Genomic DNA, 23,848 nt, shown 5'->3' with positions numbered 1-23,848 from the left:
AATTAAGCGGTTCTCCTGCCTTTAGTTAGATTCATCCATTTTAACTCATCTTTGGTAGCGACAGTTAATATAGATCCTAATAAAATCATAATACTAAAAAATACAACCTTTAGGGTAATTGGAGAATCTAGAATAATGAAACTTAAGAAAATTGCCCATGCTGCATACGTAATATTTAAGGCCATCGCACGAGTTGGTCCCATAACGTAAATCGCTTTGTAATAGTAGACATAAGATGCTGTTCCAGACAGAGCAACTCCAGCGATCAAGAATAATTCACTGCTCTTAAACACTTCGCCCACAAGAGGGTACGCATTGAAAAATGGTAAAATCAAGACCGCATAAGTGACAGCAGATACAACCTGACGAATCTGCAACGCTTGCTCTGGTGAAATCTCATCATCTTTCATTCCGTAAGCAAGGATAACGCACTCCATTCCCCAGCCAAAGATACATAATAGGATAAATGAGAATCCAAGAATAAAGCTTGGAGATGGTTCTCCGCCTGCAAATCCTAGTAAAAAGATAAATAAAATACTTATAAAAAGTCCAATCCAGTTTTTCAAAGTTAATCTGTCTTTTAGAATCAAGAAAGCAAAGAGAGCACCAATTGCTGGATACACTGCTGAAATGGAGGCCGATAGAGAGGCACCCAAATATTTAACCGCAAGAACGTAACCAGTCATTCCTATTGGTCCACCTAGTAAAGCGCCTAAGACAACAAACCGTCCACTGCGCGTCGCTAATTTCTTAAATGAGATGGTTAACTCCCCTCTGAAGAGCATATAAAGCATCATCCAGAAGCTAGAAAGCATGTCATGGAAAAACGTACTCACTAGCGGTGCTAGAAATATAATCGCATCTGATGAAACAAATACTGCTTTGGATAAAACCATTCCAATTAAAACGGTGTCAAGCGCCCAGGTGAAGCCTGAGAACAAACCGAAGAAAATCCCCTTATTTTTCATACGAGTATGCCAGCTCCCTTATCAGTTCATGATTTAAATTCTCTCTAGCTCTGTTAAAGCGATTGATTCCGTACTGACCAAAGTCATCGCCCTTAGCTTCCTTAATAATCGTCCAAATGCTCCAAAGGAAATCTTGGAAAATTTTATTCATTATTACTCTTTGTTGAATCTCGAGTGGAATTTCGTCTTGCTGTAAATAAAGCGATAAGAACAATTCTTCATCTTCTGGAGTAAATTCACATTCGAGTGAGTGTGCCGCGATATCCCACATCGGATCATTCATGCCCGCATACTCCCAGTCAATTAAAAAGACCTTGCCGTCGCCACTTTTCACTAAGTTCTCAGGAACCAAGTCATTGTGACATGGTTTGAATGTGATATTCATTGCTTCAAAAACACCCTTCAAAACCATAACCTGAGCCCTCACTTCATCATAGTGCTCAAAAGGCTGCCCCTTCGCTTCGGCCATCAGATGCTCATACTCGGTAATTTTTTCAAACACATCAAATTGGTTTGCCATTTCTATTCCGGATTCATGCAATTTTCTTAGAACGGCAGTTGTTAACATCATGTAATCCTGTCGTTTAGCAGTTTTACCTGTTAATGTTTCCGCATTTGGAATTAATCCAGCAATTTTGATCCCAGTTTCTTCATTAAAATAAATGACATCCGTATCGATACCAAGCTTACTAACAAGCATAGAATTTACCTTTTCATCCTTGCGGCAAATCATTTGCTCGGTTCCATTACCAGGAATCCGAAGCACATATTCCTTTTCGTTAACCGTCACCTTAAAGTTTTTATTCGTCATTCCGCCGAATGGCTGAATTTGTTGAATATCTTCATAATCCAGGTCAAGAGCCTCCATTAAATAACTCTTAATTTGAATTTCTCTAAAAACGGCTTCTTTTCTTTTTAATATTGGGTATGTTTTATTAATGATCGTATCATAATGCTGTCGGCTATCAATCTCCCCCCAAATAAGGTTATACATTTTGAGGAAGCCGATATTATAATGTCTTGATACATCGAGCAGCATATATTCGTAATTCATGTATGGATTCTTGTTATTTTGCTTATAGTCCGTAACCATTTTTGTAAAAACATCATAGGATAGCTTGCTGAAACCAATCATCTCACCATCAACATGATTGAATTGATGAATATCCTTTGATACTTTATAAAGATAGCCATTTCGGAGCTCTACAAATGCTTCATCGCCAGAACCACTTTCATTGGTAATCAAAATGCAATCACGCTGGGGATGCAAGAGCATTTCCTTAAAGGCTCTTTCTTCGATCAAAATGTCATCTTCAATAAGAAGGAAATCGTCTGAAATCAATTCATAAGCTAGCGCCAACGACGCCATCGACCCAGTCCACTTATATTTGGGGTTATATACAAATTGCAGATGGCTTAATTCCGGTATGGCTTCGAACGCTTCTCGTTGGTGGCCAGTGACTATCACAATATGGTGAATCCCATTCTCCTGAAGAATTTCCACATTTCTTTTAATTAATGTGGTAGTTTCAATTGGCAATAAACCTGCTGGTTTGTTAAAATCTTTTCTAGAGCCCGCTGCTAAAATGACTGCCTGTTTAATTTCCTTTAATGGCTCTTGATGGATATTTACTTTTTTATCGTGAAAAGCTTGAATCCCATTTTTAAAAAAATCAATCCCTTTTTCAGTTAAAAAATAACTGATGTTTCTACCTTTTTTTTCACTATATATAAATTCTCCGAACGTTAAATCGTGGATTAGGTAGTTGACTTTCCCTATTGAAATTCCGCATAGTTCAGCCATCTTCTTTTGATTTATATTGGCATTTTTATTAATTGCCTCTAAAATTTTAAATGAGTGCTGTTCCATTGAATGGTCCTCCGATATATTCAAAAATTGAATCTTTTTTTATTGTAACGCAACCCAGATTTTATGTAAATATAAATATGTTGATTGTTCTGTTAGTATAAACACTAACATTGCATAATAAAAAAAAGAGATAGAATAATCTATCCCTTTAAAGCTTTAGTGCTTCGAGTGCCAGCATTAAGCCAGCCGATTGGTTTTCTTTCCATATGGAGTCAAAATTAGATAGGGGTACCGGCTTGCTATACGTATGAGTTGAAATCTCCGGTGTAAAGCCCGGCATCTTCATGTCTTGAATAAACCAATCTGTAAAGCCGCCCCCACTTGGATTTGAACCTGGGAACACTAGACTGTAACCTGTTAGATTTGAATATTTTAAGGCAATTTGGTAATCACGGTTATATGCCCCTGTCGCTTGATGAAAGTTCCAATACAGAATGCGGCCAGAAGAATGATACGCGGTTGCAATTTTAAAATGATGCGCTTTTACAAAATTATAAACCGCTTGAACTTCGGGCTCACTTAATGGCTGATAGCCTTTAAAATTCTCTGGAGCAGGTTTGCCCGTGTTATTCGCTATATTTGCCCAGTCAGCAGGGTACTGACGATTTAAATCTACTCCTCGAATATTCGCCTTCCAGGAAGAAAAGTCTGTCTTTCCTCCGTTTAACTGTAAGACATACTGAGGATTTTTCGCAGTTAAATGACCTTCCTGTACAAGCATGACTCCATCAGGATTGACCATAGGAACAAACCAGATGGAAACCTTATTTAAAAGCTCTCTAACATTATAACTATTGAAATTCCGATTTGCTGAGTATGAGGAAGCATATTGGTCAAGCATTTCCATCAAAACATTCGTCGTCATATGCTCCCGGGCATGGTGAGAACCATTAAAGAAGATTTCCTTTTCTCCTTTTCCTAACTTAATGGCATAAATATTTCTGCCATCCACAGACTTTCCAATAATTTGCGTGTGAATAAATCCCGGAAAATTTTTTTGAAATTTAATAATATCTGCTATTAAGTCATTGTAAGAGTAGGCCTGCTTGGGATTCACAAGATTAGCCATCCATGCTCCGTTACTCCCTAGATAGTATCCTTGGATCGTTGTATTTTTCGCCATAATTCCATTTGAATACGAATAATACCAGCTATCATCATCTATAAACCAGCCCTTGGCCATCACTCCAGAAGATTTCAGGAAATACCAATGTGCTTGATAATAGACCCAGCCTGTTTGCATCGCACCACTTTGACTAAGATAGTACCATTCGCCTTGATCATACACCCAGCCCGTCATCATAGCACCGCTTTGTTTCAAAAAGTACCATTTGCCTTGATCGGACACCCAGCCCGTTATCATTGCACCACTTTGTTTCAAAAAGTACCAGTGGTTTTGATCTAACAACCAGCCTGTTTGCATGACACCTGATTGATTAAGATAGTACCAAGTATTGTCGTCCTTAATCCAGCCTGTCTTCATCACACCTGTCACTTGGTCGAAAAAGTACCACTTTCCCTCAATGAAAGTCCAACCTGTTTGCATAGCACCCGTTTGGGCATCAAAATAGTATTTATAGTCGCCTTCTTGAAAAAAGCCTTTTTGAAGGGCACCCGTTACAGTGTCAAAATAATATTTCTGCCCGTCAATGTCTTTCCATCCCTTAGCCTTCTGCCCATCAATATAGTAATAGGTAACCCCATTTTCCTCTACCCATCTACCTTCAGTTGTGAGTACAGTCTGTTGTTGTTCGAAAACCGTGGATTGTTCCCCATTCTCAATCGTTGGCGTAGCCGGTTCCTCGCTTACATTATCTCCTGTGCTTAGCGAATCTACCGGGGCAGTTTGTGTGCCCGACGATGCGTCTATTTCAGCAGAAATTGGCTGAGTGGTTTCTTCTGCAGCCACTTCTAAAGGAAGAGCCAAAAGATTTACTAGCAAAATAGACGTCACGAATCTCTTCATTCCTCATCCTCCCCTATCACTCTTCTAATCTAGTAGAATTTTTCCTTAGAAAGGATACCATAGACAAATTCCGATAAAAAGTGACAAAAGGACTGTGCATATTTGCACAGTCCTTTTATTCATCTACTTATATTGAGGAATATCATAATATAACGTATACGAGCTTAATGAATCGTAGATTTTTTTAATATTGTTCGTCTGTTTTGCCGCCCAGCCAATATCTGTTGCATATTGATGACTAGGATTTAATGGATTCCATCTCATTTTATACAGAGTATTTTGTGGTGTGGCAGCATTAATATAACCATTTCCAATAAATTGGGCTCCGCCAATGATGGCTGCTTCAGGTGTAAACCACCCCTGCTTATAGGCATATTGCGCACCACATGTATTCGGACAGCTATCAATCGCACCTACTCCGTACATATTGTAAACCGTTTTTGGTTCCACTGCTTTTCCATCCACTGTATCAACCAAGATACCTTTAGCTAACTGGGACGTACCATTCCCTGTTTCAAGGAGAGCATGTGAAATAAGATACACTTCATTCACACTATATTTTTGACTTGCATCAATAAACGCCTGTCCTCTTCCCTCTAAAATCCCTTTTCCAGTGAGTGTCTTAGCGTTTAAATCCTTTGCAGTCGTTCCAGCACTCTTATTTAACAGCAGGAATTGGAAATACTCGTTGCTCGTTGAACTAAAGGTATTTGGATTAAGATAATAGCTTACATCCGTATCCTTTGCGTTCCGCCATGTATCATATTTGATTTCATACCATGTTCCAACTGTTGAAACGATCGTCACTTGGGCCCCACTCTTCAAAGTTCCGAATATGAAAGCGGAAGTATTCGTGTCTTCTCGAACATTGAGCGGTGTAGTCGATGTCACCACACCTTTAGTTGGATCTGATGCATCCTTCAGAACATATTCACTGCTGACATACGCTTTAGCATATCTGTACTTATCAGTTTGTGGGGTTCTAGTCATTTCAATATTGAGCATTTCCTGGAACGTATAGTTATACTTCGTTGTTATCACCACAGGTCCAGTATTTAAAACACCATTCCCAAAGAAATTATATGTTTTTCCATCAATAACTTTTTCACCTGTGATCATTTTGCCATTGGTATCGAAATAGTACCATTTATTATCAATCGCTAACCAACCAGTATACATAACACCATTACTAGCTAAGTAATAGGTTGCACCATTATCAATTAGCCAGCCGGTCTGCATTTCCCCATTAGCATTCAAGTAGTACCATTTTTCCTTTACATACACCCAGCCAGTGGACATGGTTCCATTGCTGGAGAAATAATACCATATGCCATTATCCTGGATCCAACCAACAGCCATGACGCCATCAGCACCAAGATAGTATTTCTTATCACCTTCGGTCAACCAGCCCTTAAGTACTTTACCATCAGTCCCTAGGTAATACCATTTATTATCGACTAATATCCAGCCACCAGACTGCATCACTCCGTCTGTGCCAAAATAGTAGATTTGGTTTTCAACGGTTTGAAGTCCTGTAAGCATAATTCCGTCCTCACCGAAGTAGAACTTTTTCTCGCCTTCGGTCAACCAGCCCTTATACATGATTCCATCCGTGCCTAAATAATAGGAGTTCCCTCCATTATTTAGCCAGCCGGTTTGTAAGGTACCGTCTTCACCAAAGTAATAACGGGCATCACCAATTGTTTGCCAGCCTGTCGCCATGACACCGTCACTGCCGAAATAGAACTTATTCTCGCCTTCAGTCAGCCAACCCTTATACATGACTCCATCCGTACCTAGGTAATATGTCTTTCCACCCTCGTTCAGCCAGCCGGTTTGCATCTTTCCATCAGTACCAAGGTAATAACGTCGATCACCATCGGTTAACCAGCCAATCTGCATCTTACCATCTTCAGCAAAGAAATATTTATTATTATTTTCGGCTAACCATCCTGTATGAATCCGTCCATCTTGATTAAAATAATACTTACTAGTTTCATCTTCTAACCAGCCTGTATGCATGGCACCATCTTGATCAAAGTACAAAACGATGGAACCATCACGGAACCAGCCCTTGATAGGGTTCGTATTTAGGGCACCTGAAGAAGCAAACACATATGGCTTTCCATCTATAATTTTTTGTCCGGTTACCATTTCACCAGTTGGATTTAAGTAGTATTTTAGTTCTTTGTCTACAATCCAGCCTGTTTTCATGGCGCCGCTTGTATCGAGGAAGTACCAGAGATTCTTGTCGAGGAGCCAGCCTGTTTTCATCACGCCATTTGATAATAAGTAATACCAAATATTATTATCCTTCAGCCAGCCTGTTTTCATCACGCCACTTGGTAATAAGTAATACCAAACATTATTATCTTTCAGCCAGCCTGTTTTCATCACGCCGCTTTTTTTATCAAGAAAGTACCATAGGCTTTTATCCAGGAGCCAACCGGTTTTCATTACACCGTTACTTCCAAGATAGTACCAATTATTATTATATTTTACCCATCCCGTTACAGCCTTGCCTGTTGGCGATAGATAATACCAGCTGTTATTCTGATACTTCCAGGTATAAGTTCCAGCTGCTGAAGCACCTGAAGCTGTGGAAGAGAACAACATTGTTGCCAGGACTAACGCTGTGACACGTTTTTTCTTCAATATTTTTCCCCCCATATAAATTCTCTCTCTATAAAACTATCTATTTTTACTTAAGCTAGGTAAATTCACAAATTTTCTATGATGATTATACTAAATTACCATATTTCTGGATATGGGAAATAAAGTTAATTTCCAAACTCAAGAACTTGCTGTCCTTAAAAAGGATAAAATTCGAACCTCCTATTAATTATATATATTTATACTCTATTATTTTCTCATTTTGAGAAGATTTTTCAACAAAAAATTGAAAATTGTGTCGTAATTAGTATTTTTGTCATATAGTGGTAAATATTGGGTTATATAAAAACAAAAATGAAGACAAGCATTTGCCTGTCTTCATTTTTGTTCATTTTATTTGATCCAAGCGCCATCACTTCCAAGTTTGAAACCATTGACCGTGGTGTTAGTCGCTAATTGGCCGTTGGTATAGAAGTAGTACCACTTGTTGCCTACTTGTTTCCAGCCTGTGACCATTTGACCGCTTGTATTTAGGAAGTACCACTTTCCTTTTGGAGCAATCCAACCGGTCTGCATGGTTCCATCTCCACCTAAGAAATACCATTTATTTTGGTACAGCACCCATTGGCTCACAGCCATGGCACCTGATTTGTTCAGGAAATACCATTTATTCTTGTATTTGATCCAGCCCGTTTGCATTTTCCCATCACTGCCAAGGTAATACCATGTATTGCGGTCCTTTAACCAGTTTGTTACCTTCACACTATTTTTATAGTAATACCAAGAACCAGCTTCCTGTTTCCAGCCCGTTACATTTGCACGGTTAATCACGATTTCCTTAACCGTTTCGTTACCAGCAAGGTCACGAAGTTTAAGAGTAATTTTATTTCCGCCTAACTCTAATGGTACCTTTACCTCTATATTATCGTTAGCCGGTACCATCACATCCACAGGACTCACCACGGCTTTTTCGTATTCGTGATTATCATCAACAAATAAAGATAAATAGTTGTAATTATCCTTCAGGTTAAGCTTCAAAGTAACCTCTTCCACCTTTTCCGCAACAAGCTTTGGTACATCAATGTTCATAGCAGGTGCAGTTGTATCGATGAACACCTTCCGTGAAATCGACGTGGTTTGATCTTTGCTGTCCACTGCCTTCACGATAATATCGTAGAACCCGTCTTTTTCGAAGGTAACATTTGTTGAGAACGCATATGCTCCTCCGTAATATGTGGTTTTTACTTCTTTTCCGTTCACCGTCAGTGATTTCAAGCCTAAATCTTCTTGAACCATACCTGCAACCGGAACTACCTTCGTGTTATAGGCCCCGTATGGAACGGTTGTCCAATCATCTACATAAATAACTGGGGCAGCATCTTCCACATCACCAATTGCCACCGTACCACCGCCGAAATTATAGGCATAATCATATGCAAGCACGTCAACGATTGCGCTTTCTGGTAAATCAGTTAATTTATAGCGGTTGACATCTGGCTCTACTTCATCAACCAATTCGCCATTTACAAAAATACCATAAGCAGCCACACCAGATCCCTGCTCCACTGTATCCCAAACAACCGATGAAGTTTTCTCATTATATCTTGGACTAATTTGCGGTGCGATTGTATCGACAAGCACAGGAATATCCTTTGTTTGATATTGTGCACCGGCATAGTCAATGACAGACTTGATTTGGTAATAATATAAACCGTCTTGTACTGTTTGTCCTTTTACGGTACCATCCCACGTTCGGTCATAATTATAGGAATAAGGCATACCATATCCGTCTGCATAATAACTCTTCCGTACATCTTTTTCTATTTTTACGCGGCGAAGCACTTTTTTATTTTCATCCAAAATATTAAATTGAAGATCCGCTGCATTTCGCATGAGTGATGGCAATGTGTTAATGTCATCATGGAGCCAGTCACCATTGGGCGAAAAGGCATATACTTCTCTATCTGGTACAGGTTCCAGGAACCAATCATCTGAAAGCATATCATGAACAGGCTCTTCAACTGTATTTCCATCTTCATCTTCGGTTTCAAACATCCCTTGAAGATCAAAGAAACGAGATTCACCAAGATCTTTAAAGCCATCCAAGATAGAAGGACGATCCCACTTGCCGTAGAAGCCGACATACGGAATAGTCAAATCAGGGCTTAATTCCTTTTTCCCGGCAATGTCCCTGTCACTATCTACCAAACGAACAAAGCCTTCCACAAACATATCTTCTTGCAGGGCTACTGTTGTTTTATTCCCATCCGCATCAATAGCAGGAACCTTTGCCTGGCTAATATCTACATGGATTGTTATATCCTTTGACTTTCCGGCTTCAACAGTAACTGTTTTTGGTCCATCGATCTTAACACCTTCAAGATTACCAGCAATTAGGGCATTATGATTTTCCCCCTCTGCATTTTGCTGAACCGTATCTGCTAACACATCGGTAAGGACATTATAAGTCAAATCGGTTGTTGAAATATTTTTAGCAGTTAAGGTCATCGTAAAATTGGTTGAGGTAAAATCCTTCAGCTCTACCTTTGCTTGGCCAGTTCTTTTATTAACCACATAAACAGGGGTTTTTACGGCATTATACGTTTGCATCATCCCGGCACCTTGCAGGCGTGGAGAAAATGGTTGGCCGTTTACATCCGTAATTACTTTAGCCGTGTTCATTAATAAGGTTTTCGCTAAATGAGTACGATCGCTGACAGTAAGCGTGTTGAAACGCTTGTCCTGATGCAAGTATTGCTGAATAAGTGCTGCTCCTCCAGCCACATGTGGTGACGCCATAGACGTGCCACTCATTTCCCCATATTGATTATTATTTAATGTAGAAATAATTTTCCCACCAGGTGCGGTGATTTCCGGTTTCAGTTCAAGACTTGGTGTCGTTCCCCAAGATGAGAAATCGGTCATCCTCCCTGACTCAGGATCGGTTTGACGATCTAACTGAGCAACGTGCAACGTAGTATGACCTTCTGCAATGGCTGCCTCAAGTGTCTGACCCTCAGCTTGTGAAATGAGCATGAACGGGATATCCCAGCCGCCTTGGTTTTTATAAAAAACAGAGCCATCCTTGTCATAGACAATAATTCCAGCTGCCCCTGCTTCTGCAGCAACCCATGCTTTATCTGCAAATGATAGTTCCCCTCGTTGCACAAGAACTACTTTCCCTGCAACATCAATATCATTATAATCCTCTGGATAACCAAAACCTCCGTTAAGGCTCACCAACTCCAATGGTTGACCTTCGTCTGCAAGCTTTGTCCAATCATCCACTCCGTATCCAACACCAGTAAATCCCTCGATGCCGTCGACAGTGAGTGCCGTTTCATATTGGTAGGCAAGATTTCCTGATGCAGCTACTTGGATACTATCAGGATTTAATCCTGGTGAACCAACCACACCGATATCCGGATTTTTAGAATATGGATTTTCACCCCAGCCGTAGGAGATCGCCCCGGCGTTTCCGGCAGCCATTGCGCAAACAATCCCATTATTTGTAGCTCGTGTAATGGCTACATCTTCAGCACTTTCTTCATTATAAAAAGAAGCATCGTCACCAAGACTCATGTTAATGACATCAGCACCTAACTTGATTGAATCATCAATTGCCGCTAGGTACACATCTGACCAAGTCGATGGGAAGAGTGGATCATTACTGAACACCTTCATCGCGAGAAGCTGTGCTTCAGGTGCTACCCCTTTCACGCCGCCATTTTCTTCATCTCCATTGGCAGCAACCGTTCCCGCCACATGCATTCCGTGCATCGCTGTGTCAGGCCCTTTGTCAAGGATGGTGTCATTTTGATCAAAATAGTTATAGCCATATGGTACTTTATCAGTGAAAAATTTACCTTTAAGACCTTTTTGCTTAATAAGGTTATCTACTTCATTTTTTGATAGCCCTTCTTTTGTCGCGTCTGTCAGTATAAAGTCTTTGTGTGATGGATCGACACCTGTATCGATAACGGAAACGACCATCCCTTCACCCTTCAGACCTGCATCGGCCCAAGTGGCACTTGTCTGTATATAGGATTTACTGTTTTTCATCGTTGGTGTCTCAAGTGGGCGCTTGTATTCATGAGCTAAATAAACATGTTTGACGCCTTCTACTTCTTCAAGCTTTGACAGGTCACCAAACTTCATTTCACCGCTGAAGCCATTAAAAGCCGTGGAAAAATGATTCTTATATGTAAGTTTGACACCTTTCGCTTTAATTTTATCCTTCACCGTTTTCTGTTGTTTATTAATCTTTGATTCTATGGAAGCTTTTGTTGTTTCAGGAAGGTCTTTGTACAGCTTGCCCTGCTCGGTTGCTTGTTCAACAGGTGTTTGGCCATCAACTTCAACAATCACCCGGACTTTGTCAGTCGCCTTGAAATTGGCCTTTATCTGACTCTTCATTTTTTTCTTTCCGTCTGTTAGTTTCAAGTGTTGTTTAAACTGTTCAATCAATGGTGCATAGTCTTTTTTTGGTGCTTGTGTTGGTGTTGCTGCTGATGCCGGTGCAACAAGACCAAGGTTTGACAGAACCAAAGCAGATGCCAAGACATACGAGGCAATCTTTCTTTTCTTTTTAAATGACTTTAGGCTCATACCCTTGTCTTCCCCCTCTAAATATATACACACCTAAATTATTCTAATCTAGTAGTCTCTTGTAAAATTGGAAGAAAAATCTAAATGCTAATCCAATTTTAGTAGAGTCAAAGAAACCGGTCAATGTTTTTTTAATAGAATAAATTAGAAAAGCGGAAGCGCCTTAATCAGCCCCGACAGGCAAATGTTCTTAGGCAAGAAAAGTCCGCCTTTTGACTGTTATTGCCTAAGGTTATTTGACCCGAGGGGCTAGGCGCTGGACCTGGACAATTCTCGAAGTCGAATGTAATTCATTCTTATAATGTAAAAAAAAAAGACGAACAGACTAGGTCTGTTCGCCCCTTATTGGAGAGGAAATTACTTAATCCAAGCTCCGTCTTTACCAAGCTTATAGCCATCAACTGTTGTGTTAGCAGCCATTTCACCTGATTTGTATAGGTAGTACCACTTGTTGCCGACTTGTTTCCAGCCAGTAGCCATAGCACCGTTACCATTTAGGTAATACCACTTGCCACCTTCTAATAACCAGCCAGTCTTCATTGCACCGGACTTCGTTAAGTAGTACCAAGCACCACCATCGAATACCCAGCCAGTAGCCATCTTGCCGTCTTTCTTCAAGAAGTACCACTTACCGTCTGTATTTTTCACCCAGCCAGTAGCCTTTACATCTTTCACATAGTAGTACCAAGAACCACTTTCAAAGCTCCAGCCGTTTTTAACTACTGGTTGCTTTTCAGCATCTTTACGGTTAACGACAACTTCTTTCACAGTTTCGTTACCAGAAAGGTCAGTAGCTCTTAACGTAAATTTGTTTTCGCCTTCTTTAAGTGGAAGTGTTACTTCGTAATCCTTGCTTAATGGTTTTAATACATCCACAGGGCTTACAAGAGGCACTTCAAACTCATGATCCTCACCTACGTAGAAGTTTAAGTAGTTGAAGTTATCTTGTAGGTTTAGCTTCAAGGTAACTTTATCTACCTTCTTATCTACTCTTTCAGGTGCGTTTACATTGATCACAGGTTTAGTTGTATCAACATATACCTTACGAGCAATTGAGAATACTTTGTTTGAATGGTCAGTTGCTTCCACTTGTACGTCATACAGACCATCTTTCTCAAATGTAACAGTAGTTGAGAAGTGGAAGTTTCCATCTTCACCAAGTGTGAAGTCAACAGACTTCCCATTTACTTTTAATCCTTTTAAACCGATATCATCTGACACGAAACCTTTCACTTCTACTTCTTTCGTATCATAAGCACCCCATGGGTATGGAGAATTCGGTACATAATCCCCATGTGAATCCTTTTCACCGTTAGTGATAACGATTAATGGATTTGCAACATCACCAATTGCAGCAGTATCATCTCCGTAGTTGAAAGCATTGTCAACAGCTACTACTTCAACAATTGCCTTTTCAGGTGCAGCAGTTAATTTGTAAGAATTTGTCTTGCCATCTGTAGTTCCAACAAGCTGACCATTTACGAATACACCATATAATTGAACTCCAGTTCCTTCTTCTTTAGTTACCCAAGATACCACAGATTCTTTAGGATCATAGGTTGCAGTTACTTTTGGAGCCGTTGTATCAACATAGACTGGGATTTTCTTAGATTGCCATTTAGCACCAGCATAGTCAACAATCGTTTTGATTTCATAGTAGTATAGGCCGTCTTTAACGACTTCGCCTTTTACTTTACCATCCCATACGCGGTCTGCTTTATAGGAGAATCCATTTCCAGGAGTTGCATCGTATGCACTCTTATAAACATCAGATTCAGCCTTCACACGGCGAAGCTGATTGCCATCCTTGTCCAAAATGTTGAACTGAGCTTCAGCAGCATTTCTTAAGAATGACGGAATTGGGTTAATCGTCTCTAGTTTTTTATCACCATTTGGGGATAATGCATAGAACTTTTTATCAACTGACTTACCGAAATTTTCACCATCTACTTCTACATCTGTACCGCCCTTAAACATGTACTTCAGGTCGAAGTAACGATCTTCGCCAAGTGTAGCAAATCCATCCACGATTTGTGGCTCATCCCAGTGACCGTAGAAGCCAACATATGGAGCTGTTAGGTTAGGAACCGTACTGTCAGAACCAACTAATGTTACAGCGCCTTCAACAAAAATGTTCTCTCTTAAATCTAGAAGTGTTTTCTTACCATCTTTATCAAGACCAGGAAGCTTTGCATCTGAGAAGTCAACCTTAACTGTAAAGTCAACAGATTTACCTGCTGGTACTGTTACAGTTTTTGGTGCATCTACCTTCGCACCTGCAAGGTCTCCTGCGATTAATGCATTATACTCAGGGCTGCCATCTGCGTAATCTTGAATCGTATCTGTTAACACATCAGTGTTTACGGAATAAGAAACAGATTTGTCAGAGATATTTTTAACAGTGAAGTTCATTTCGAATTGCTTCGATGTGAAGTCCTTCAACTCAACTTTAGCGTTACCTGTAGCCTTATTTACAAAATATGCAGGTGTAGTCACAGCCGCATAAGTTTGCATCATACCAGCACCTTGACGGCGAGGTGAGAATGGCTGACCATTTAAGTCTGTAATATTTTTAGCTGTGTTCATTAACAATACTTTTGCAAGATGCGTACGCTCTGCGACAGACAGGTCTTTGAAACGTGCGTCTGTTTGTAAGTACTGCTGTACAAGAGCAGATCCACCGGCAACGTGTGGGGATGCCATAGAAGTACCACTCATTACAGTGTACTTGTCATTATTAACTGTTGAATAGATATTTCCACCAGGAGCTGTGATTTCAGGCTTTAAGTCTAGGGATGGTGTAGTTCCCCATGATGTAAAGCTTGTCATACGACCCATTTCAGGACTATCCTTCTTGTTTGCAGTTGCCACATGAATGTACGTAGGACCGTTAGCAACTTGTTGTTCCAATGTAGCGCCTTCAGCACCTGAAATTAACATGAATGGAACATCCCAGCCGCCTTGATCTTCATAGAAGAAGCCGTTTGTTTTATTATAAACAATAATTCCAACCGCTCCTGCATTAGCTGCATTTACAGTTTTATCAAAGAAAGATAAAGTACCACGTGGTACAAGAACAACTTTACCCTTAACATCAACACCATTATAATCTTCTGGAGTTCCCAATTTTTCTCCGCCAAGGCTAACAACTTCAAGCTTACCGTCATGAGCAGCCGCTAATTTTTCCCAATCATCAATTCCTTGACCTACACTAGTGAATCCTGATAACCCATCAACTGTAACATTTGTTTTATACCAAAATGCTTCGTTACCAGAAGCGGCTACAGAAATACCGTCAGGATTTAAGCTTGGTGCACCTACAACACCGATATCAGGGTTTTGAGCATATGGGTTATCCCAGCCGTCTCCGATATGGTTAGAGTTACCTGCAGACATCGCACAAACGATACCGTTTGCAGTAGCTCTTTGAATAGCAAGGTCTTCTGCACTATCTTCTTGATAGAATGCAGCAACATCACCAAGACTCATGTTAAGAACGTCAGCACCTAACTTGATTGAATCATCAATCGCAGCTAGATACACGTCAGACCATGTAGAAGGGTAAATTGGGTCGTTACTGAATACCTTCATCGCAAGAACTTGCGCCTCTGGAGCAACCCCTTTAATTCCACCATTTGCTTCGTCCCCGTTAGCTGCTACAGTTCCTGCAACGTGCATACCGTGCATGCTTGCACCAGGTCCTAAGTCAAGGATCGTGTCATTGCCGTCATAATAGTTCCAGCCGAAAGGCACTTTATCTGTATAGAATTTACCTTTTAAGCCATTGTCAGCAACTGCTTTTGCTACTTCGTCTTTTGTTAATCCTTCTTTTGAAACATCTGTTAATTTGAAGTCACGGTGTGATGGGTCGACACCAGTATCGATAACGGCAACCACCATACCTTGACCTTTAAAGCCAGTTTTCTCCCAAGTTGTACGTGATTCAATGAAGTTATGACTTGTTTTCATATTTGGTTCAACTTTAGGACGGTTATATTCGTTTGCTAAGTAAACAGCTTTTACACCTGAAACAGATTCGATTTTATCAAGATCACCATAAGCAATCTCACCAGAGAATCCGTTAAAAGCAGTTGAGAATTTTTGCTTGTACTTAACGGTTACCCCTTTAGCTGCGATTTTATCTTTAACAGACTTTTGTTGGCTTTCTGCTTTAGTAGAGAAAGAAGATTTTTTATCTTCTGATAATTCTTTGTATAGCTTTCCCTGTTTTGTCGCATACTCAACAGCTGTTTGTCCTTCTACTTCAACAATGACTCGAACCTTATCAGTCGCCTTTAGGTCGGCTCTTAGGTTTTTAGCCTTTAGCTGGTTTTGGAAGGATTCACTTGCTTTTTGCTGCTGCACCAATTGTTGAATTTTTGATTCTAGATCTCCTGGCTTGTAGGCAGCGGAAGTTGGAGAAACGAAACTGAAGTTAGATAATACAAGAGCTGATGCTAATGCGTATGTAGCAATTTTGCGTTTCTTATTGTAGTTCTTTTTGCTCATTAAATATTTTCCCCCCTATTAAAATAGTAATAACAATATTTTCCCTACTAATCTACTTTCAGGTCAAATCACCCTACTATTTAGAAAAGTCGGAATATACAAATATAATTTTAGTATTTTATTGTAGTAAAGGTCAATAGTTTTTCGATGTGCGAAGAAAAATATTTTCGCAATATTCGACATAGTAACATAAATAGCAACCTTACAAGTGCTTTTCGCTATGAATTTACCCCTTTAAAGGGATGATATTTTATCGGATTATAGGGCTTCCTAACCTACTTTGTCAGAAAGGATTAGTTGGTTTAACCGCAAAAACTCGTTTTTTTGATAAAAGTGACTCACAAAATGTCTTAGATATTGTTTTTTCGCTTGAAAATCGAATTAACCTGACAAGAACTTCAATAAATCTCGCAGTGCTGAAATAATAAATTTCACGAATAATTATAAAAGTGAAAAGTAATAAGCCTTATACTAGAAAAATAAAAAAGCTCGAAAATCGATATGTATTCTGTCTCTATCTTTTTTCCTATCAACTATTCGATTAGCACATGCTGAGTAATCTTTTAAATTGAGCAAACACTACCAATTCATTGTTGAACTCGAATATAGTCGACATTTGGCGAGAGGAAACAGTGTTACTAACTTCCAAAATAAGGTATATCAAAACTGATACTAACTTTGGGGGTTGATAGAATGCCACTCTTGCATATAAAGGAGATATTCACTCCTCTCAAATTTATTGGAATTAAAATGTTTCGATGTACAGAAGGAAATACCTATATAAAAGTCTGGAACAGACCGCGAAAACGACTATTCTTCAAGGAGGCTGGCTAACAGCCTCTTTTTTTTGCTTAGGCTCTGTTAAACTTGCCTGTTGATTTCCGCTCCAGGCACGAGCGGTTCGTGGGTGTTTCGGCGAGCCTCCTCGGCGCTTGCGCCTGCGGGGTCTCCCCTGAACCATACTCCCACAGGAGTCTTCGTGCCTTCCGCTCCAATCAACAGGGTGTAAAAATCAACACTGTTCTTTAACACAGCCTTTGCTTAAAAAGTGCAAATTACCTATGTTCTTACAGTAAAATTCAGGAATAAATGGATTTTTTGTGTCTTTTTATAGTAGGATAGTAATAGTTTCTACTATTCTACAAAAACGGAGGGCGAAGGATGCTAACTCCCGCACAACAAAAAGTGAAACAAGAACTGGAGGAGCTGCAGGTAAATGCCACTATTCAGCGCAAAGATGAAGAGCCTTCTTCCAATAAAAGACCTAAGAAAACGTTGTTTTATATCATAAGTGGAATATGCATGGTCATAATTAGTAGTCTTTTGCTGCTAGACTTTTCCACAGCAAATCAGGAAGAGATTGTTTCCTTTTTAAAAATCGAACAATCCTATAACAAACAAAGCACGAATCTATTCATTAACATAACCGAAAAAAATTCCCCAGTGCTTCAGCAAGCAGTTGTCATGCAAGCTGAACTCTTGCAAAAAGCGAGCAACTTAAAGGCTCCTGCTAGCTTAAGTGTACATAAACAAGATTTGCTCCAAGTGATGCAACAACGACTAGACTTGCTTACCTATCTCGCTGAGGAAGAGAATAGAGATGAGATTCAGGTTAATAAAAAATTATTAGAGCTAAAAGTTAGCCGAGAGATTGCTATTGGAAATTTAACAACTGCATTGGAAAAAGCAGAGATCAAATACACTCAAGAAGAGGACGGAATGATTCAGTATTGGATAGATTCAAAGGTTTATCAATACAAATTCTAGTGAGACAGACAGTGGCCAAAGGGTTGCTGTTTTTTAAGTCTCTATCAAAATGCGGAATTCATTAAAAAGCTCCTATATAATAAAGAGCCAACTCTAATAAAAGAGTCAGCTCAAAAGTCTTTTAACGAATCATCGCGCCGTCTGCACCTAATTTGTAGCCTTGGATTTTGGTGCTGGCAGCCATTTTTCCATCTTTGTAAAAATAGTACCATTTACCACTGATAAACAACCAGCCGGTTTGCATGGCTCCACTACTGGTATTTAGGTAGTACCATTTACCACCCTCTTTAAACCATCCAGTCTGCATCGCACCGCTGCTGGTATTTAAGTAGTACCATTTGCCATTAACACTAACCCATCCTGTCTTCATTATTCCTTTTGTTGGATCCATATAGTACCATTTATTGTTGCTCTTTACCCATCCGACTTGCATTGCACCGCTGGAGGACATAAAGTACCATTTATTCTGATCCTTTACCCAGCCAGTCTGCATCGCACCGGTATTCTCGTTTAAGTAATACCACTTTACGCCATCACGCACCCACTTCTTCTGCATGACACCGTATTCATCAAAAAGGTACCACTGTCCATCGATTTTTTCCCAACCAGTCACCATAGCCGCTGTCTCAGGGTCAAAGTAAAAATGTTCTCCCTCGGATTCAATCCAGCCTGTTTGAAGAATGCCGTCCTCATCGAAGTAGTAAACATCCTCATCAATGTCATACATGCCAATAAACATGACACCATCATCATCAAAGAAGTATGTCTCTTCACCGATTTCAGCCCAGCCTGCAACCATTTGACCGTTTGCATAGAAGTAGTGCAAAAATCCGTCTATTTCCACCCAGCCAGTTTGCATGGCCCCGTCTGGTCCTAAAAAGTACGTTTTTCCATTTACTTCAATTAAACCCGTTTGCATGATGCCATCCTGGCCTAGGTAATACCAATTTGCTCCTGATTTCACCCATCCAGTTTGCATGGCTCCATTGGTGCCGAAGTAATAGTTAGCACCTTCAATGGTCACCCAGCCTATTTGCATCATACCATCTTGTCCTAAGAAATACTTTTTTCCTTCTAGTTCCAGCCATCCTGTTTTCATCACTCCGTCTGACTGGAAGAAGTACCAGTTTCCCGCTATACTACCCCAACTATCTTGGAACATTACTCCGTCTTCACTAAAGTAATACGTCTTCCCTTCTAGTTCCAACCAGCCTGTTTTCATCACTCCATCTGACTGGAAGAAGTACCAGTTTCCTGCTATACTACTCCAGTTATCTTGGAACATTACTCCGTCTTCACTAAAGTAATACGTCTTCCCTTCTAATTCCAACCAGCCTGTGTGTTTTTCGCCGTTCTCATCGTAATAATACCAAACGCCGTCGGTTTCCACCCAGCCTGTTGGCGGGACTACAACAGGATCAGTCTCATCCCCTGGTTCCTTTTCCACAGAAAAATCAAACTGGGCAACAACCGGATCATGGTCACTTACACGACCATGGGCTTCCATGAATTGAGAGTTCATATGGACGAAATCCGTTTCAGCTCCAGCAGCTAATTCTTTAGTTGCAAGAATATGGTCTAAGACCTGGGCATTTCCTTGGAAGTTATAGGAATAGCGTCTTGCTACAGGCACGGTCTCCACTAAATCGTCTAAAATTTCGCCTTTTAAAGCAGTTAGTGGATTGGAGAATTCAAAGTCATTTAGGTCTCCAAGTAAAACGACATTTGCCTTAGCGTTTTTGTTTAGAACATCAGCTACAAAGCTATTGACTACTTGGGCAATTTTAATGCGCTGTGCTTCGCTGCCTAGGACAGGAGGCTGGTGTTTCCCAAATAGTGCCTCGTCTCCCCCCTTGGAGTTAAAGTGGTTGGCAATGACAATTAGTTTTTCTCCGTTGAATGTAAATTCTGCCGCCAACGGTTTACGGCTGGAAGAAAACGCTGAATTCGTCGGATCAATCCTTCCAGGATTCAAGGTTAACGAGCCATTTTCATACCCGACAGCCTGGGTGGCTGTTCCTTTTGGTGCACCTATATCCAATGTCACCCGTTCCGGATTATATAAGAAGCCGACACGGATGTTTCCACCAGGAGCACCGCCATCCTTATTGTTTTCAGGTGCAATGTCTGTCCAATTGTATGCCGGACCACCTGCTGATTTAATTGCATTAATGAGAGCTGAATAGTTTGCAGAGGCATCCACCACACCATTATTGGTTTCACCGTTATTATCCTGAACCTCTACAAGCCCAATAATATCAGGTGTTTTTAGGTTCGTTACAAAAGACTCAGCTAATTTATTGGTTTTTGTAGTGTCTGCTGCGCTAAAGTTTTCAATATTATAGCTGGCAATAATCAGCTTGTCCGTCTGTTTTTCTAATTGAAGCGTTTCACGAGCATTTGGACCTTGTCGTAAAGCCGGTAGGCTTCCATTCTTGATTAGTATTTTATAATTGCTATAGGTGTAGCTGACAACACCTGTTACCGTGCCGTCGAATGAATCACCAGTTTTGGTCACATAGTTTCTGTCACCGATCAAGAGCTGCAATCGTTCTGGGTTCGATGTATCCTTTGTCAGGGAAGTTCCACCTGCATTCGTGTAGGTTTTGCCATCCACCTGGCCTACAATAACAGGAACTTCTCCATTCTTTTGAGGCCCGACTACGGTTGGTTTTTCTAGTGACACTCGCATGCCTTCGATGCTTTCATAATAATCAATACCATCTTCACTTGGATCAAAGGTAGCAAACTGATCGTTATCAATTACTTGGGAGGGGATCGTATTTCTGTCGATTACCACTGGAGATGGCAAGGCCACGCTACTAGCTTTTTTCTCAATTGTTGTCGCTGCAATCTCTGTCATCGTTAAGTCTGTTGAAGAACGATCACTATAGCCATCAAGGTTGACTTCTTTTACCGTTCCATCCACGGCAACCAGGTCGCCTGCCGACACACCATGGCTAGAGCGATTCACAAGGATTGCCTCAGATGTCGCAGGATTGTCGTCTGGAACTCCAGACTGCATATAGAAGTTGGAAGCATCAACCACATAGGTAACGATACCTTCAACGCTTTGCACCGTTTGCCCTACATATGGTGAAGTATGAGCAGTCCCTTGGATGGTTGAGATTTTCAATCCATCCCCACTTCCTACCGGTGGTGGCTCGACTGGAGGAGGATCAGTTGGTGTTCCTTCTCCAGTGAAGGAAATACTCGTTGGCGACTTTAAACCTGGCATTGCAAAATATGCTGCGGTTGTTGCCGTAATGTCGATTTCCTTTCCAACGTTTGCCGGGTTAGTCAGTAACCCGAAGGTTGTGCGGAAATCCTTCGTTAATTCTACTGGCATAATCTTTGCAGGATTCGTTTCAGTCGGACTATCTGCAATGGCTAGATTCGTATCACCACCGAAAGGAGCCGTAAATGTAAACGAATTGGTCCCCTTTGTATAGCCCACAATATACCCTTTAACTGTAACAGTCGTTCCGGTACTTGTCGCTAAAGCTTCTGTTACAGTAAGATACTCTCCCGCTGCGCTTGCCCTGCTTGTGTAAGGCAATACATAGCTTGCGAGTAACATAATCATAGTGGTAATAATAAACAGCTGTTTTTTGCCTAATTTCACTCCTTATGCCTCCCTTTTCTCTTGTTGATTCTCGATTGTAACGAGCCTGCCTACGCTACATGTATGCGTTTACAATAATTGCTATCTTACAAACGCTTTCCTATAATTATAGTAGTATAGTTGGGGATATTAAGCTATAACAAAATAAATAGAGACAACCTTAAGGCTGCCTCTTTCATTCTATTATTCTGCCTTCCCAATGGCTATGGCCATTGTGCCAGTTCAATCGCGCCAATTTTCTTCTTTATCCTTCTTTGCTGTATTTTTTCTATAGTAAAAAGAATGATGTGAAGAGCCAAGCAACCTAGAGCGAAGAATTCAACTGCGTAATCGATATAATACCATGACAGTGTGGCGGTTATATCATAGATTGAATGAACAAGGACGGTTACCCAGAGGTTACGAGTCCATAATAAAATTAAGCCAAATAACAACCCCATATTAGCGAAGGTCACGATTGCACCGATTCGAATCGACCATGGCTGTTCCGTATCCAGCGTGTGGTCGACGCCAAATAAAATCGACGTAAGAAATAGTGAAATCATGAGGAATAGATCCCTGCGCCCGCTATTCCAGCGCTTAGGAAAGAGCTTCTTGAAAACGATAAGGATGAGAATCATATAGGATAACCGCCATACTTCTTCTAAACCAGCGAGAGTATCAGCATATAAATCCGCGCCAATCGTATCGACCTTATCAAAAAAGGACCATACCGGGTCAATTGGCGCTCCTTCCTCATCCCCATCCACTTCAAAGGATTGTGTTTCCGCATAATCCTGCACATATTGGTCATAGTCATCGCTAAATGCCTGAAATGTATTCGTTGAGTAAATATTTATGACCGTACTACCAAGGAAGAAAACAAGAAAAGCACCGGTAAATTGCATCATCATCTGCCGCGGTCGTTTGGGAGGGTCCGCTGGGCTACCGAGCCGGCGATACAGCTTCCAGCCGATAAAAAAGGAAGCAACCATGACACCATCATACAGTGAGCTTGTCATATAGCTGTACCTGGATAGATAAAGAAGGAATTCCACACCGATCGTCACGATGAGCATCGCAAAAAGTAGTTTTTTTGAAAGTGGTTTTGCTAAATTAGAGATCATAATGTCATTCCCTGCCTGTAAATTTGTAGAGTCTTCCTACTTACCTAATAGATTGACCGCTAGTATCCCGAACCCATTTAAAAAGAGCAGGAAAAGGAAACAGGCAATCGTCCACTTCTTTTTTCTCGACACGGATTTGTCTCCTTTAATTGTAGGCTTTGTTAAAAAACATTGTTGATTTTTACACCCTGTTGATTGGAGCGGAAGGCACGAAGACTCCTGTGGGAGTATGGTTCAGGGGAGACCCCGCAGGCGCTTTTCTCCGAGGAGGCTCGCCGAAACACCCACGAACGGCTCGTGCCTGGAGCGGAAATCAACAGACAAGTTTAACAGAGCCTAACTTTAAGAATATAATAGTAATAATTTAACATATTCTTAGCCAATTATCATCATAATGTTCTTTCCATATTCTCGTTTGTTATAGGTGTTAAAAGGTGTCCCATTGTTCAACAATAATAACTTCCTATAGTAGAGCCATTAGACAGGGGCTCTACTTTTTTTGGACACAAAAAAGGGCAGCTAATATAGCTGTCCTTTTTCGTGCCTGGCAACGTCCTACTCTCACAGGGACTTTCGTCCCAACTACCATCGGCGCTGAGAAGCTTAACTTCCGTGTTCGGTATGGGAACGGGTGTGACCTTCTCGCCATAGTTACCAGACTATTTTGTTAGAGAGATCGTTCTCTCAAAACTAGATAATGTAGAAGAAGTGTTTGTAAAAAACGAGTTCGCTTTAAAAATTGGTTAAGTCCTCGAACGATTAGTATCAGTCAGCTCCACATGTTACCACGCTTCCACCTCTGACCTATCAACCTGA

The 23,848-nt window shown here is 40.6% G+C and carries 9 protein-coding genes and 1 rRNA gene; 1 reads left to right on the top strand and 9 read right to left on the bottom strand.

The features are described from left to right. Positions 1–2: 2 nt before the first annotated feature. The 6 genes from AC3A54_RS12230 to AC3A54_RS12205 form a co-directional block, all read right to left on the bottom strand. Positions 3–968: a DMT family transporter gene (locus AC3A54_RS12230; RefSeq protein ID WP_487654657.1), complete on the bottom strand. Its 966-nt coding sequence runs from the start codon at positions 966–968 to the stop codon at positions 3–5. Then, complete coding sequence (locus AC3A54_RS12225) at positions 958–2,838, bottom strand: NTP transferase domain-containing protein (RefSeq protein ID WP_487654656.1); 1,881 nt, start codon at positions 2,836–2,838, stop codon at positions 958–960. The genes AC3A54_RS12230 and AC3A54_RS12225 overlap by 11 nt, the downstream gene beginning before the upstream one ends. Before the next feature lie 148 nt (positions 2,839–2,986). Further along, a complete protein-coding gene (locus tag AC3A54_RS12220) occupies positions 2,987–4,804 on the bottom strand; it encodes a M14 family zinc carboxypeptidase (protein WP_487654655.1) in 1,818 nt (605 codons plus the stop codon). A 123-nt stretch (positions 4,805–4,927) separates the two neighbouring features. Further along, the gene (locus AC3A54_RS12215) at positions 4,928–7,459 is read right to left on the bottom strand and encodes a glucosaminidase domain-containing protein (protein WP_487654654.1); all 2,532 of its coding nucleotides are present in this window, start codon (positions 7,457–7,459) and stop codon (positions 4,928–4,930) included. Positions 7,460–7,810: 351 nt separating this feature from the next. Beyond that, positions 7,811–12,025 (bottom strand): S8 family serine peptidase, encoded by a 4,215-nt coding sequence (locus AC3A54_RS12210; RefSeq protein WP_487654653.1) that lies wholly within the window; start codon positions 12,023–12,025, stop codon positions 7,811–7,813. A gap of 357 nt (positions 12,026–12,382) precedes the next feature. Further along, positions 12,383–16,534: a S8 family serine peptidase gene (locus AC3A54_RS12205; protein WP_487654652.1), complete on the bottom strand. Its 4,152-nt coding sequence runs from the start codon at positions 16,532–16,534 to the stop codon at positions 12,383–12,385. Between the two features lie 1,161 nt (positions 16,535–17,695). Between AC3A54_RS12205 and AC3A54_RS12200 the strand changes: the two genes are divergently transcribed. After that, positions 17,696–18,301, top strand: a complete 606-nt coding sequence (locus AC3A54_RS12200; RefSeq protein WP_487654651.1) for a hypothetical protein — start codon at positions 17,696–17,698, stop codon at positions 18,299–18,301. Positions 18,302–18,422: 121 nt separating this feature from the next. On the opposite strand, the gene AC3A54_RS12195 is transcribed toward AC3A54_RS12200, so the two are convergent. The 3 genes from AC3A54_RS12195 to rrf all read right to left on the bottom strand — a co-directional run bounded on the left by AC3A54_RS12195 (position 18,423) and on the right by rrf (position 23,691). After that, complete coding sequence (locus AC3A54_RS12195) at positions 18,423–21,926, bottom strand: DUF6359 domain-containing protein (protein ID WP_487654650.1); 3,504 nt, start codon at positions 21,924–21,926, stop codon at positions 18,423–18,425. Between the two features lie 203 nt (positions 21,927–22,129). After that, positions 22,130–23,032 (bottom strand): CPBP family glutamic-type intramembrane protease, encoded by a 903-nt coding sequence (locus AC3A54_RS12190; RefSeq protein WP_487654649.1) that lies wholly within the window; start codon positions 23,030–23,032, stop codon positions 22,130–22,132. A 542-nt stretch (positions 23,033–23,574) separates the two neighbouring features. Next, a 5S ribosomal RNA gene (gene rrf / locus AC3A54_RS12185) occupies positions 23,575–23,691 on the bottom strand. Between the last annotated feature and the right edge of the window lie 157 nt (positions 23,692–23,848).

The organism is Neobacillus sp. Soil_C_43 (genome assembly GCF_057656715.1).
Note: the sequence above shows the minus strand (reverse complement) of the source record. Positions and strands in the feature narration are given on the sequence as shown.